The sequence below is a fragment of the Quisquiliibacterium sp. genome (assembly GCF_982640115.1).
This window is the reverse complement of sequence record NZ_CEXFHW010000001.1, coordinates 59,400-72,378: the sequence shown is the minus strand read 5'-3', so window position 1 is coordinate 72,378 and position 12,979 is coordinate 59,400. Positions and strand designations below refer to the sequence as shown.

At 72.4% G+C, this 12,979-nt stretch carries 12 protein-coding genes; 3 read left to right on the top strand and 9 right to left on the bottom strand.

The genetic code is table 11. The features are described 5' to 3' along the window. The 4 genes from AC2H6A_RS00310 to tcuA all read right to left on the bottom strand — a co-directional run. Positions 1 to 659, bottom strand: a 659-nt coding sequence (locus AC2H6A_RS00310; RefSeq protein WP_484271117.1) for a carbohydrate porin, incomplete at its 3' end; no start/stop codon positions are given. A 46-nt stretch (positions 660 to 705) separates the two neighbouring features. Then, on the bottom strand, positions 706 to 2,547 hold the full coding sequence (locus AC2H6A_RS00305; protein WP_484271116.1) for an ATP-binding protein: 1,842 nt from the start codon (positions 2,545 to 2,547) through the stop codon (positions 706 to 708). 12 nt (positions 2,548 to 2,559) lie between these two features. Further along, complete coding sequence (tcuB, locus tag AC2H6A_RS00300) at positions 2,560 to 3,726, bottom strand: tricarballylate utilization 4Fe-4S protein TcuB (protein ID WP_484271115.1); 1,167 nt, start codon at positions 3,724 to 3,726, stop codon at positions 2,560 to 2,562. Beyond that, positions 3,710 to 5,083 carry an FAD-dependent tricarballylate dehydrogenase TcuA gene (gene tcuA, locus AC2H6A_RS00295; RefSeq protein WP_484271114.1) on the bottom strand — a complete coding sequence of 458 codons (1,374 nt, stop codon included), beginning with the start codon at positions 5,081 to 5,083 and terminating at the stop codon, positions 3,710 to 3,712. The genes tcuB and tcuA overlap by 17 nt, the downstream gene beginning before the upstream one ends. 89 nt (positions 5,084 to 5,172) lie before the next feature. Here tcuA and AC2H6A_RS00290 point away from each other — a divergent pair, with 89 nt between their 5' ends. Further along, a complete protein-coding gene (locus AC2H6A_RS00290; protein ID WP_484271113.1) occupies positions 5,173 to 6,813 on the top strand; it encodes an amidohydrolase in 1,641 nt (546 codons plus the stop codon). Then, complete coding sequence (locus AC2H6A_RS00285) at positions 6,810 to 7,844, top strand: CobW family GTP-binding protein (protein WP_484271112.1); 1,035 nt, start codon at positions 6,810 to 6,812, stop codon at positions 7,842 to 7,844. The genes AC2H6A_RS00290 and AC2H6A_RS00285 overlap by 4 nt, the downstream gene beginning before the upstream one ends. Here the strand turns inward: AC2H6A_RS00285 and AC2H6A_RS00280 are convergent. Next, entirely contained in the window at positions 7,841 to 10,099 is a 2,259-nt protein-coding gene (locus AC2H6A_RS00280; protein WP_484271111.1) for a heavy metal translocating P-type ATPase, read from the bottom strand. The genes AC2H6A_RS00285 and AC2H6A_RS00280 overlap by 4 nt on opposite strands. A gap of 106 nt (positions 10,100 to 10,205) precedes the next feature. On the opposite strand from AC2H6A_RS00280, the gene AC2H6A_RS00275 reads away from it, so the two are divergent. After that, positions 10,206 to 10,406, top strand: coding sequence for a heavy-metal-associated domain-containing protein (locus AC2H6A_RS00275; protein WP_484271110.1), 201 nt, complete (start codon positions 10,206 to 10,208; stop codon positions 10,404 to 10,406). Between the two features lie 15 nt (positions 10,407 to 10,421). Here the strand turns inward: AC2H6A_RS00275 and AC2H6A_RS00270 are convergent, their stop codons facing one another. The 4 genes from AC2H6A_RS00270 to AC2H6A_RS00255 are packed head-to-tail and all read right to left on the bottom strand — an operon-like array spanning position 10,422 to position 12,795. Continuing rightward, positions 10,422 to 10,841, bottom strand: coding sequence for an Hsp20/alpha crystallin family protein (locus AC2H6A_RS00270; protein ID WP_484271109.1), 420 nt, complete (start codon positions 10,839 to 10,841; stop codon positions 10,422 to 10,424). A 59-nt stretch (positions 10,842 to 10,900) separates the two neighbouring features. Beyond that, positions 10,901 to 11,392 carry a nuclear transport factor 2 family protein gene (locus tag AC2H6A_RS00265; RefSeq protein WP_484271108.1) on the bottom strand — a complete coding sequence of 164 codons (492 nt, stop codon included), beginning with the start codon at positions 11,390 to 11,392 and terminating at the stop codon, positions 10,901 to 10,903. Between the two features lie 55 nt (positions 11,393 to 11,447). Then, complete coding sequence (locus AC2H6A_RS00260; RefSeq protein ID WP_484271107.1) at positions 11,448 to 12,086, bottom strand: 3-oxoacid CoA-transferase subunit B; 639 nt, start codon at positions 12,084 to 12,086, stop codon at positions 11,448 to 11,450. A gap of 13 nt (positions 12,087 to 12,099) precedes the next feature. Further along, entirely contained in the window at positions 12,100 to 12,795 is a 696-nt protein-coding gene (locus AC2H6A_RS00255; RefSeq protein ID WP_484271106.1) for a 3-oxoacid CoA-transferase subunit A, read from the bottom strand. Positions 12,796 to 12,979: the final 184 nt, after the last annotated feature.

The window sequence follows — 12,979 nt, the reverse complement described above, 5'->3', positions numbered from 1 at the left end:
CGGCCGGCGCGGATGGCCCAGTCACCGTCGAAGTATTCCACCGCCCCGCCCCAGGAGTAGCCGCGCACATCGGCGGCGAAATCGAAGGCGCCGTGGGTGGTGAAGGCCAGGTTCAGGAACTGGGTGCGGGCATCGTGCGCGTAGGTGTTGTCGTCGAACAGGTCCATCACCGGCAGCTTGCCCAGGGTGAGCACCACCCGTCGGCGATCGGCACTGCCCGGCAACTGGTTGAGTTCGGCCTCCACGGTTTCGGCGCCACCCCCCAGGCCCCAGGTGCGGCGCAGGAAGGCGCGCGCCACATAGCTCGCCAGGTGCGGACTGCCGGCGCGGGTGAGTTCGGCGTTGGTGAAGCCGCCCAGACCCGAGAGCCCCGACAGCGGCACGCCCTGGCTGAACTCGGGATTGAGGTAGAGCTCGAGGCCCGGCGCCGGCCGCCAGCCGAGGGCTACGGTGGTGGTGAAGGAGTAGCTCGCCTCGGCCTGCGGCTGCAGGCTGCGCGGGCCGGTGTAGGGCGCGGAAAAACCATCCTTGAACTGCCGCACATAGGTGGACTGCACCCACAGGCCGCGATCCTCGGGCGCGGTCTCGGCGCGCGCGCCAGTGGCGCACCACGCGGGCAGCGCGACGGACAAGGCGAAGGCGAAGCGTCGGACGGACATGGGTGGTGAGCGAAAGCCGGCAGCCCGCCAGCCTGACCACGCCATGCTACGAGCCGATGTCGGATGCCGGCGGAGGGCGCAGCACCGACTGCAGGGACTCGAGCGACACCGGCTTGACCAGGAAGCCGTCCATGCCGGCCTCGGTGCAGGCATCGCCATAATCGGCCGCGGAGTTGCCGCTGAGCGCGATCACCCGGGTGCGGGGCAGGCCTTGCGCGACTTCGCGCGCCCGCAGGGCGCGGGTGGCGCTGATGCCGTCCATGACCGGCATCTGCAGGTCCATGAGGATGAGATCGACCGGAGCCTGCGCAAGCAGGGCCAGCGCCTCGCGCCCGTTCTCGGCCAGGACGAGCGCGCAGCCAAGCATGGACAGCATCTCGCCGGCGACCATGCGGTTGACGGGATTGTCTTCAACCAGCAGGACACGCTGCACGGGCCGGGTGGCGCCCGCTGCGGCGGCGGGCCCGTCCGCCCGCTGCGTCACGGTCACGGCCGGGGTCGGATGCTCGCCAGCGGCCTCGCCAGGCAGGGCCACCGGCAGCCGCAGCACGAAGCGCGAGCCCCGGCCCTCGACACTGGTGGCGCCCAGCGTGCCGCCCATGAGTTCGGCCAGCCGGCGCGAGATGGCCAGCCCCAGGCCGGTGCCGCCGAAGCGCCGGGTGATCGATGCGTCGGCCTGCACGAAGGGCTGGAAGACCGCCTCGAGCTTGTCGGCGGGAATGCCGATGCCGGTGTCGGTCACTTCGGCGACCAGGGCCATGGCGCTGCCCGGCAGCGCCGGCTCGTCGGGCCGGCCCAGGCGCAGCCGCAGCAAGACCGAGCCAGACCCGGTGAACTTGATGGCATTGGCGAGCAGATTCACCAGGATGCGGCGCAGCCACATCCGGTCGACCACCAGCCGCTCGGGCGTCCCGGGTTCGATCTCGAGCGACAGGTGCAGGCCGCGGCGCTGGGCACGGTCGGCCATCAGCGAGGACAGCGACTCGAGCAGCTCGGCCAGGCGCAGCGGCGCGAGATCGGTGCTGAAGCGGCCGGCGCTCAGCTTGGCGTGATCGAGCATGGCATCGACCACCTCGGCGAGCTCGGCCGCGCTGGAGGTGATGCCATCGACCAGCCGGCGCTGACTCTCGGGCAGCTCGCCCGGCCGCAGCAGCGAGACCGCGCCGACCACCCCGGCCAGCGGCGTGCGGATCTCATGGGTGAGGTTGGCGAAGAACTCCTCCTTGGCGCGGCTGGCGGCGATGGTCTCGTTGCGCGCAGCCTCGGCCTCGGCGCGGGCAGCGCGGGCATGCTCGAGCGCTTCGGCGAGCTGACGGGTGCGCTCGCCGATCTCGACGATCAGCAGATCACGGGCGCGCAGGATCAGCAGGCCGATGAGCAGCACCAGGCCCTGCGCCGCGATCAGCGAGATGGCGAGCTGCAGTTCGCCGTGCACCAGCGACACCCGCGGCTCGATCCAGCCGAGGTGCTTGCCGATCACCACCAGCAGGACCAGGGCGATGTTGATCAGCGCCAGGTAGATGCCCAGCGCCCGCATGCCGATCATCAGCACCGTCACCGAGGGCACCACCAGCCACGCGACCGCGGCGTGCATGAGACCGCCGATCAGCACCATCTGGTAGGCGAGCACCACCAGGGCGAGGTTCACCACCAGGAAGATGCCGAGCCCGGGATTGGCCGGCGGCCGCAGCGCGATCGCCGCCAGCAGCAAGCCGCCGACGACATTCACCGGCACGAACTCGGGCGGGCCGATCAGCCAGTACACCACCGCGTAGGCGAGACTCGCGAGCGAGGCATAGGCCGCGCCCAGCCGGTTGCTGCGAGCGGCGATCTCGCGCTCGAAGGCGTGCAGATGGCTCTGGTCGAACTGGAAGAGCTGTCGCAGCATGGCCCTGGCCGTTCAATCGCCGGCCAGCCGCAGCCGGTCGGGCAGCCGACGCTCCAGCGCGTGACGCAGCAGCGCCGCCACCCGGAAGGGCGCGTGGGCGAACTTGCCGTAAGGCAGCGTGGCGAACAGCGCCAGCACCACGCCGAGGTGCGCCACCAGCAGCAGGGTCATGGCCGAGGTGTCGCGAAAGCCGAGCAGGGCGAGGCCGGTCACCGAGGTGAGGAACAGCAGGGCGAGAAAGCCGCGGTCGAGCGCGCGCTGCCGCGGATCGGACTGCCGGGGGTCGGTGCGGCGCGCCACCCAGGCCAGCCCGAGCGGCCCCACCACCAGGCCGATGCCCCCGGCAATGCCGAGCAGCACCGGCAGGCTGGTCACCGGATAGGGCGCCGGCTGGCCGAGCCCGTAGTGCATGACCGTGGCCACCGAGGTGGCGGCAAAGCACAGCATGAAGCCCCAGAAGGTCAGGTGATGCCACCGCCGGCGCCAGTGGGTGGGGCGATCGTCGGCATCATGGCAGCCCTCGCCATGGCCGCCGTCGAGAAAGCGCAGGCTCAGGGCCTGGACCGCGGCCTCGCCGACCGGCGCCAGACCCGGGCCGGGCTTTCCGGGCTCGGGCCGCGGCGAACCCGCCGAGATCTCGCGCCAGCCCTCGCGCCAGAACCGGACGATGCCCAGCGTGAGCGCGAGCACCGCCCACGCCGACACCGCGCCGAACAGGCTGACCAGCGTGCCGTGGCTGAACACCGCGTAGAAGTTGCCGCCATTGGGCGGGCGCCACAGCCCCTGGCCGCCCTGCAGCGCCATCAGCAGGATCAGCGAGAAGGCCAGCGCGAGCGCCAGCGACAGCGTCAGGCCGCTGCGCCGGTACAGCGCGCCCAGCGGCGCCGGCCAGGCGTAGCGCTGGTACGTCTCGAGGCGGGCCGCGGCCATGGCCTGCGGCACATTGACCGCGAACTCATGCGGGGGCGCGTACTGGCAGGCATGCAGGCAGGCGCCGCACTGGTGACAGAGGTTGGCGAGGAAGTGGATGTCGCCGCGCTCGAAGGCGATGCGACGGGTCATGGCGGGGAAGACCGCGCAGAAGCCCTCGCAGTAGCGGCAGGCATTGCAGATCTGCAGCACCCGTCCGACCTCGGTCTCGGCGCGGGTGAGTTCGATGGTCTCAAGCAAGCGCTGCACGAGCGGCCTCCGCGCCGGCGATGCGGCCGAAGGCCGTGCCGATGGTCATCCCGATGCCGGCGAGGTAGCCCTTGCCGAGCACATTGCCGGCCATGATCTCGCCGGCGGCAAACAGGTTGGGGCTGGTCTGCCCGTCGAAGCTGACGCGCGCCGTGGCATCGACCTTCACGCCCAGGTAGGTGAAGGTGATGCCCGGGCGCAGCGCGTAACCCGAGAACGGCGGGGTGTCGATCGGCAGCGCCCAGTGGGTCTTGGCCGGCGCGAGGCCCTCGGTGCGGCAGTCATCGAGCACCGCGTGATCGAATGTCCCGGGGCGGCAGGCCCGGTTGAAGGCCTCGACGGTGGCCAGCACCCGCTCGCGCGGCAGGCCGAGCTGATCGGCCAGCGCCTCGAGCGTGTCGGCGCGCTCGCCGGGGAACACCGGCGGCATGAAGCGGCCGGCGGCCTTGGCGTCGATGATCGAGTAGGCGATCTGGTCGGGCTGCTGCGCCACCAGCCGACCCCAGATGGCATAGCGCTTGGGCCAGAAGTCCTCGCCCTCGTCATAGAAGCGCTCGCCGTCGCGATTGACCACCACCCCGAGCGACACACAGTCGACCCGCGTGCAGATGCCGCCGTCGAACTTCGGGGCGCGCGCATCGATGGCCACGGCATGGCACTGCGTGGGGTCGCCGATGCGGTCGGCGCCGGCATCGAGCAGCGCGCGCAGCACCACGCCCATGTTGTAGCGCGTGCCGCGGATGAGAAAGTTGTCGGCCGGCGGCCCCCAGGCCTCGCGCAACCAGTCGAGGTTGGACTCGAAGCCGCCGCTGGCGATCACGCAGGTGCGCGCGGTGATCGGCTCGCCCTGGCACAGCGCGGCCTCGAAGACCCCGTTGCGCAGACGCAGGCCGCTGACGCCAGCCTGGTAGCGCACCTGCACGCCGAGCGCCTGCGCGCTGCGGTAGTAGGCATTGACCAGCGCCTTGCCCCCGCCGAGGAAGAACGCATTGGTGCGGCTCAGATGCAGCGTGCCCGAGAGCGACTCCTGGAAGCGCACGCCGTGGCGGCGCATCCAGTCGCGGCAGCGCGAGGAATCGCGGATGGCGATGCGGGCCATCGGCTCGTTGGTGAGCCCGCCGGTGACCTTGAGCAGGTCCTGCCAGTACTCCTCCTCGGGGTAGGCCTCGGTGAGCACATCCTGCGGGGCCTCGTGCATGCAGCGCAGGTTGCGGGTGTGCATGGAATTGCCGCCGCGCCACTCGCGCGGCGCCGACTCGAGCAGCAGCACGCTGGCGCCGGCCTCCCGGGCCGTGATCGCGGCGCACAGCGCGGCATTGCCACCCCCCACCACCAGAACATCGACGCCTGCGGTCATGATCGGATCACGCGTTCCATCGGGCCGGCCTGTTCCAGCGCCGCATCAGGCTGCCATGATCCCACGCCCGGGGCGATTACACTCGCCCGATGACCATCACCCTGTTTCGAGCCCGCCTCATCCACACCCTCAACCCGGCCCGTCCACAGGCCACCCATGTGGCGGTGCGCGAGGGCATCGTGCTGGGCGCGGGCACCCCGGCCGAACTCGCCGGCTGGGGCCCCGCCACGCTCGACGAACGCTTCGCCGACAAGGTGCTGGTGCCCGGCTTCGTCGAGGGCCACACCCACCTCATGGAAGGCGCGCTCTGGCGCCATGTCTATGTCGGCTGGCACGACCGCACCGACCCCGACGGCCGCACCTGGCCGGGCGCGCGCTCCATCGCCGCGGTGATCGAACGGCTGCGCGAGGCGCAGCGCGCCCTGCCGCATCCCGACACGCCGCTGGTCGGCTGGGGCCTCGACCCGATCTACTTCGGCAACCAGCGCTGCAGCCGCGCCGACCTCGATCAGGTCAGCCGCACCCGGCCGATCGGCGTGGCCCATGCCAGCCTGCACATCCTCAATGTCAACAGCGCCGCCCTGCAGGCCGCCGGCTGGCTGCGGCCCGGCATCGATCATCCCGGCGTGCCGCTGGGCACGGATGGCCTGCCCACCGGCGAGATGAAGGGCCCCGAGGCGATGGGCGCGGTCGCCGATCGCGTGGGCCTTGACCGCGCCGCCCTGGCCGGCGACGAGGATGCGGTGCGCCGCTTCGCGCGGCTGTGCGTGCGCCAGGGCGTCACCACCGCCACCGACCTGGCCAGTCCGCTGCCCGATGGCGCGCTGGAGATGCTGCAGCGGGTCACGGCCGAGAGCGACTTCCCGGTGCGCCTGGTGCCGCTGCTGCGCCTGATGGACCAGCCGCCCTCAGCCACCATCGCCCGCGCGGCGGCGCTGCGCGCCGAGAGCACCGACCGGCTGCGGCTGGGCCGGGTGAAGGTGGTGGCCGATGGCAGCATCCAGGGCTTCTCGGCCCGGCTGCGCCCCCCGGGCTATCACAACGGCGCGCCCAACGGCCTGTGGTACATCGCGCCCGAACAGCTCGCCCAGGCCTACGAGCTGGCGCTCGCGCAGGGGGTGCAGATCCACACCCACACCAACGGCGACGAGGCCACCGAGCTCGCCATCGAGACCCTCACCCGTGCGCTTGCCCGCCACCCCAGCCCCGACCACCGCTTCACCCTGCAGCACTGCCAGCTCGCCAGCCAGGCGCAGATGCGGCGCATGAAGACCCTGGGCATGGCGGTGAACCTGTTCGCCAATCACCACTACTACTGGGGTGACGAGCATTACGCCACCACGGTGGGGCCCGAGCGCGCCGAGCGCATGAATGCCTGCCGCAGCGCGCTCGAGATCGGCCTGCCCATGGCCATCCACTCCGACGCGCCGGTCACGCCGATGAGCCCGCTGTTCACCGCCTGGTGCGCGGTCAACCGGCTGACCGGTTCGGGGCGGGTGCAGGGCAGCCACGAGCGGATCAGCCCCGCGCAGGCCCTGCACGCGGTCACCCTGGGCCCGGCCCACACCCTGCACCTCGACGGCGAGGTCGGCTCGATCGAGACCGGCAAGCGCGCCGACTTCGCGGTGCTGCACGACGATCCGCTCGCGGTCGATCCCGCCGCGATCCGCGAGGTGGCGGTGTGGGGCACGGTGCAGGCAGGCCGGGTGTTCGAGGCGGCGCGGGCATGAGCGAGAACGACACCCTGCCGCTGGTGGTGATCGGCGGCTACCTTGGCGCGGGCAAGACCACGCTGGTCAACCGCTGGCTGCACGAGGCCCGCGCCCGTGGGCTGCGGATCGCGGTGCTGGTCAACGACTTCGGCGAGGTGGGCATCGATGCCGACCTGATCGTCACCCGGCGCGACGATGTCATCGAGCTGGCCGGCGGTTGCGTGTGCTGCAGCTTCGGCAGCGATCTGGTGGCGGCGCTCGGCCGGCTCCATGACCGCCAGCCGCGGCCCGACGCGGTGCTGCTCGAGACCAGCGGCGTGGCTCTGCCCGGCACGGTGGCCGCCACCGCACGCCTGGCCCGCGGCTTTGCGGTGGGCGAGGTGATCGTGCTCGCCGATCTGAACACCGTGCGCGAACGCGCGGCCGACACCTATGTGGGCGACACCGTGCTGCGGCAGATCGCGCGGGCCGACCGGCTGCTGCTCACGCGCGAGGATCTGGTCGATCGCGAACGCGAGGCCGCGGTGCGCGCCTGGCTGACCGGCATCGCGCCCGGCGTGCCGCTGGCATTGGCGCGCGAGGCGCCGCTGCCGGTGGGCGCGGCACACCCGCATGCCGAGCCGACGGCCGCGCGCCGGCCCGCGCCGATCCGCGGCCGGCCCCGGCGGCCCGGCGCGCGGCCCGCGGGCGATGCCCGCCTCGCCTTCGACAGCTTGTCGGCGCACTTCGACGGCCCGGTCGACCTGGCCGACCTGGCCCATGCCCTCGCCGATCCCGGTCTGGGGCTGGAGCGCGCCAAGGGCATCGTGCAAGGCCCTGGCGATCGCCCGTGGGCGGTGGAGCTCGCCGGCGGCTCGGTGAGCGTGTCGCCCGCGCCCGCGGCGGACCCTGGCGATGCCGTCACCGCCACCGACCCCGCCAGCCCTGCCGCCCTCGCCGATCCGGCGGCCGCGCCCGCCGGCCGGCTGGTGTGCATCGGCGTGAAGGCGCAGCTCAACCGGGCGGCGCTGGTGGCCCTGATCGAACGCCTCGGCGGGCAGCCGCTCTAGGCGAGGGGACGCCAGCGCCGCAGCAACAGGGCATTGCCCACCACGCTCACGCTCGAGAGCGCCATCGCGCCGCCGGCGATCACCGGGTCAAGGTGGCCCATGGCCGCCAGCGGCAGGCCGATCAGGTTGTAGACGAAGGCCCAGAAGAGGTTCTGGCGGATCTTGGTCCAGGTGCGGCGCGAGATCGCGATCGCATCGGCGACCAGACCCGGCTCGCCGCGCATCAGCGTGATGCCGGCGGTGTGCATGGCCACATCGGTGCCGCTGGCCATGGCCAGCCCGATGTCGGCGGCGGCCAGCGCCGGCGCGTCGTTCACGCCATCACCCACCATCGCCACCACCCGGCCCTCGGCCCGCCAGCCGGCGATCACCGCCGACTTCTGCTCGGGCAGCAGCTCGGCGCGTACCTCGTCGACCCCGAGCTGCGCAGCCACCGCCTCGGCCGCGCCACGGTTGTCGCCGCTCAGCATGGCGGTGCGGATGCCCAGGGCGCGCAGCCGCGCGATCGCGCGGGCCGATCCCGGGCGGATGGCGTCGCCGAAGGCGAGCAGGCCGACCAGCTGCACGGGCGCGTCGGCCGTGGGCGGGCTGATGCCCACCAGCGAGACGGTCGCGCCGGCCGCGGCATGCACCTGGGCGGCCGCCTGCAGGCCGGCATCGGCCACGCCGGCTTCGGTGAACAGGCGCGCACTGCCGATCCACACCCGCTGGCCATCGACCTCGCCGCACGCGCCGCGGCCGGCCAGCGCGCGCACGCCGGCCGCAGCCGGCGCGACGGCAAGGCCGACCGCCGCGGCGGCCTGCGTGACCGCGCGCGCCAGCGGATGCTCGCTGCCCGCCTGCACCCGCGCGGCGAGGGCGAGCAGGTGACGGCTGTCGATGCCCGGCGCGGGCTCGCAGGCGCGCAGGCTGGGCCGGCCCTCGGTGAGGGTGCCGGTCTTGTCGAAGGCCACCAGCGTGACCGCATGCGCGGTCTCGAGCGCCTGCACATCGCTGATCAGGATGCCGTGCCGGGCCGCCACGCCGGTGCCGGCCATGATCGCGGTGGGCGTGGCCAGGCCCAGGGCACAGGGGCAGGCGATCACCAGCACCGCCACCGCATTGAGCACGGCCCGCGACCACTCGCCGGTGCCCAGGCCCCAGCCCAGCAGGGTGAGGGCGGCCACCACCAGCACCGCCGGCACGAAGACCCGGCTGACCCGGTCGACCAGCCGCTGGATCGGCGCCTTGCGAGACTGCGCGTCCTCCACCAGGCGGATGATCCGCGCCAGCACCGTCTCGGCACCGACCGCGCTCACCCGCACCACGATCAGCGCCTCGCCATTGATCGCCCCGCCCACCACCGCATCGCCGGGCGCGCGCTCGCGCAGCCGGCTCTCGCCGGTGATCAGCGATTCATCGACCCGGGTTTCGCCCTCGAGAATGGTGCCGTCCAGCGGAATGCGCTCGCCGGGCCGCACCACCAGCTCGTCGCCGACGAAGACCGCGTCCAGCGGCACGCTCACCGTCTGGCCGTCGCGGCGCAGCAGCGCCTGATCGGGACGCAGCGACTGCAGCGCGGAGATCGCATCGGTGGTGCGGCGACGCGCCCGCGCCTCCAGCCACTTGCCGAACATCACCAGCGTGATCACCACCGCCGCGCCCTCGAAATAGAGGTGCGTGCCGTGGCCATCGCCATGCGCCAGCAGCTGCTGCACCGACAGGCCCCAGGCCGCGCTGGTGCCGATCGCCACCAGCAGGTCCATGTTGCCCTCGCCGGCCAGCGCCGCACGCCAGCCCGCGACATAGAAGCGCGCGCCGAGCACGAACTGCACCGGCGTGGCCAGCGCGAACTGCCACCAGCCCGGCAGCATCGCGTGGATGCCCAGGGGCGCGAGCAGCATCGGCAGCACCAGCGGCGCCGAGAGCAGCGCGGCGGCCAGCACCTGCCAGGCGGCGCGTCGGTCGGCGGCCTGCTGCCCGGCCTGCAGCTCGGCGCGCGGCCGGTGCGGCGCGGCCTGGTAACCGGCCTTGTCGACCGCAGCCAGGAGCACATCGAGGCCAGGGCCGTCGCCCTCGAAACGCACTTTCGCGACCTCGGTGGCGAGATTCACGCTGGCATCGCTCACGCCCGGCACCCGGGCCAGCGCCCGCTCGATGCGGCCGGAGCAGGCCGCGCAGGTCATGCCGGTGATGTCGAGGGAGAGCGCCTGCATGACCGGCGCGCTGGCAGGCGTGGCGATCGGAGGAGGCGTCTCGGCAAGGGCTTCGGTCATGCTCGCACCATAGCGCCAGCGCACGCGCGCGGCCAATGCGGGATGTCAATGCCGGCCGACGGGTCGGGTCGTTATCATGGCCGCATCCCCATCCAAGGAGCGGTCGATGATCAGCATGCAGGTGAAGGGCATGTCGTGCGGGCACTGCGTGAAGGCGGTGACCGCGGCCATCCATGAGCTCGACCCGACCGCCCGGGTGAGCGTGACGCTCGCCGAGGGCCGGGTCGAGATCGAGACCCGTGCCGACCCCGCCCGGGTGAGTCAGGCGATCCGCGAGGCGGGCTACGAGGTGCCCGCGGCCGCCTGAGCCGCGTGCGGGGGTTCAGTTGATGGTCAGCTTGCGCGCGCCGGTGGCGACCTTCTTGGGCAGCACCAGGGTGAGCACGCCGTTCTCGTAGCGCGCACTGGCGGCGGCGTCGTCCACTTCGCTCGCCAGCGAGAAGCTGCGCGCCATCGGCCCGTAGCTGCGCTCACTGCGCAGCAGCCGCTCGCCTTCGCGGGTGACGGCCTCGCGCCGGGCCTCGGCGGCGATCGACACGCGGTTGCCGTCGATCTGCACCTGGATGTCTTCGCGGGTGACGCCCGGCATCTCGGCGCTCACGGTGTAGTCGGCGGCGGTCTCGCGCACATCGACGCGGATCTCGAGCACCGGCGCGCCGGCGGCGCGCTGCGGCGCGAGGATGCCGCGGAAGAGCTCGGGGAAGACTTCGGCGAACGGGTCGTAGACGGACAGTCGGGTCATGTCGGATCTCCTCGGGTGTTGGGTGGGTACCCGGGAGATGGGCACGGCCCGCGGCGCTTTCAAGAGGTCTTGGCGCGCGCCTGCCGGGCGGCCATGTGCGCCGCGCAGGCCGGACCATCGCGCAGCGCCGCGGCATAGCGGTCGATCAGCTTGCGCACCCGCGGCGTGGCATAGCCGAGCTGCACGAAGGCCACACCGCGATCGAAGAGCTCGGTGTAGTCATGGATCAGCCCGTCGCGCAGCCGGAAGCGCGCGATGCCGTCGAACATGATCAGCTGGCCGGCGCTCTCGGGCTCGCGCGAGCGGTAGCTGAAGCGGTAGCGGGCGTAGGCAAGATCGCCAGCCTGGAGCGGCTCGAGAAACTCCCAGAAGAAGTCCTCGCCACCGACATGGAAGCGCTCGAGCATCGCGGCGATGTCGGCGCGTCCGCGGTGGGCGCCGAAGAAGCCATCGTCGTAGCAGCCCTCGGGGGTGAACAGCGCGGCAAAGCCCTCGCAGTCGCGGGCCGCCACGGCGGTGGTGAATCGGTCCAGCAGGGTCGAGAAGTCCATGGTCGGCTCCAGGGGTGGGAGATGGACAGGCGCGGATGCGGCCGGCACCGGCCGCTCAGGCCCGCCGCAGCGGCGCACCGGTGAGCGACTGCAGCGCCTCGAAGGACAGGCCCTCGACCCACTCCAGCGCCACCAGGCCCTGCGGCGTGACATCGACCACCGCGAGATCGGTGTAGATGCGGGCCACGCAGCCGATGCCGGTGAGCGGATAGGTGCAGCTCGGCACGATGCGGTGCTCTCCGCGCTTGGTCACATGCTCCATCATCACGAAGGTGCGGCGCGCGCCGATGGCGAGATCCATCGCGCCGCCCACCGCCGGTATCGCGTCGGGTTCGCCGGTGTGCCAGTTGGCGAGATCGCCGCCGGCCGACACCTGGAAGGCACCGAGCACGCAGATGTCGAGATGGCCGCCGCGCATCATCGCGAACGAATCGGCATGGTGGAAGAACGCGCCGCCGGTGAGCAGCGTGACCGGCTGCTTCCCGGCATTGACCAGGTCCCAGTCCTCCTGACCCCTGGCCGGCGCCGGGCCCATGCCCAGGATGCCGTTCTCGCTGTGCAGGAAGATCTCGCGCTCGGCGGGCAGGTGGTTGGCCACGAGCGTGGGCATGCCGATGCCGAGGTTCACATACGCGCCCTCGGGGATGTCGCGGGCCACGCGGGCGGCCATCTGGTCGCGGCTCAGACGCTGCATGGTCAGGCTCCCTTCAGGATGCGCTTGGCGCGGGGCGCGCCGTGGTGTCGCCCACCGCCACCACGCGATGCACGAAGATGCCCGGGGTGACGACGTGCTCGGGGTCGAGTGCGCCCAGCGGCACCAGCTCGTCCACCTGCGCCACGGTGCAGCGCGCGGCCATCGCCATCACCGGGCCGAAGTTGCGGGCGGCCTTGCGGTACACCAGGTTGCCCCAGCGGTCGCCGCGCAGCGCCTTGATGAGCGCGAAGTCGGCGTGCAGCGGCATCTCGAGCACGCAGTCGCGGCCGTCGATGCGCCGGGTCTCCTTGCCGCGGGCCAGTTCGGTGCCGTAGCCGGTGGGCGTGTAGAAGCCGGCGATGCCGGCGCCCGCGGCGCGGATGCGCTCGGCGAGATTGCCCTGAGGCACGAGCTCGAGCTCGAGCTGGCCGCTTCGGTAGAGCCGGTCGAAGTGGTGCGAATCGGCCTGGCGCGGAAACGAGCAGATGATCTTGCGCACCCGGCCCGCCTTGAGCAGCGCCGCCAGACCGGTCTCGCCGCTGCCGGCGTTGTTGCTCACCAGGGTGAGCTCGCGCGCGCCCTGCGCGATCAGCGCCTCGATCAGCACATCGGGCATGCCCGCGCCGCCGAAGCCGCCGACCAGCACCGTGGCGCCATCGGGCACATCGGCCAGGGCCTGCGCGGCGCTGACCAGGGTCTTGTCGATCATGGCTGTCTCGTGTTCGCCGACGGGGTCATGGCCGCGAGTGTTCCATTCCCTGTCGCCACCCGCGCGAGGCCGTCACGGAATCCGACATGATCGGCGCGACCCTCGACCCTCGACCCTCGACCCTCGACCCTCGACCCTCGACCCGCTGGCCGCGCCGGCGTCCGCCGCGGGTCGCCCGCCATCC

Excerpts from the sequence above, each read along its gene's own strand:
- AC2H6A_RS00270 (WP_484271109.1), bottom strand. The coding sequence starts at position 10,841 with ATGACCCGACTGTCCGTCTACGACCCGTTCGCCGAAGTCTTCCCCGAG.
- AC2H6A_RS00305 (WP_484271116.1), bottom strand. The coding sequence starts at position 2,547 with ATGCTGCGACAGCTCTTCCAGTTCGACCAGAGCCATCTGCACGCCTTC.
- AC2H6A_RS00255 (WP_484271106.1), bottom strand. The coding sequence starts at position 12,795 with ATGATCGACAAGACCCTGGTCAGCGCCGCGCAGGCCCTGGCCGATGTG.
- AC2H6A_RS00280 (WP_484271111.1), bottom strand. The coding sequence starts at position 10,099 with ATGACCGAAGCCCTTGCCGAGACGCCTCCTCCGATCGCCACGCCTGCC.
- AC2H6A_RS00260 (WP_484271107.1), bottom strand. The coding sequence starts at position 12,086 with ATGCAGCGTCTGAGCCGCGACCAGATGGCCGCCCGCGTGGCCCGCGAC.
- AC2H6A_RS00275 (WP_484271110.1), top strand. The coding sequence starts at position 10,206 with ATGATCAGCATGCAGGTGAAGGGCATGTCGTGCGGGCACTGCGTGAAG.
- tcuA (WP_484271114.1), bottom strand. The coding sequence starts at position 5,083 with ATGACCGCAGGCGTCGATGTTCTGGTGGTGGGGGGTGGCAATGCCGCG.
- AC2H6A_RS00285 (WP_484271112.1), top strand. The coding sequence starts at position 6,810 with ATGAGCGAGAACGACACCCTGCCGCTGGTGGTGATCGGCGGCTACCTT.
- AC2H6A_RS00290 (WP_484271113.1), top strand. The coding sequence starts at position 5,173 with ATGACCATCACCCTGTTTCGAGCCCGCCTCATCCACACCCTCAACCCG.
- AC2H6A_RS00265 (WP_484271108.1), bottom strand. The coding sequence starts at position 11,392 with ATGGACTTCTCGACCCTGCTGGACCGATTCACCACCGCCGTGGCGGCC.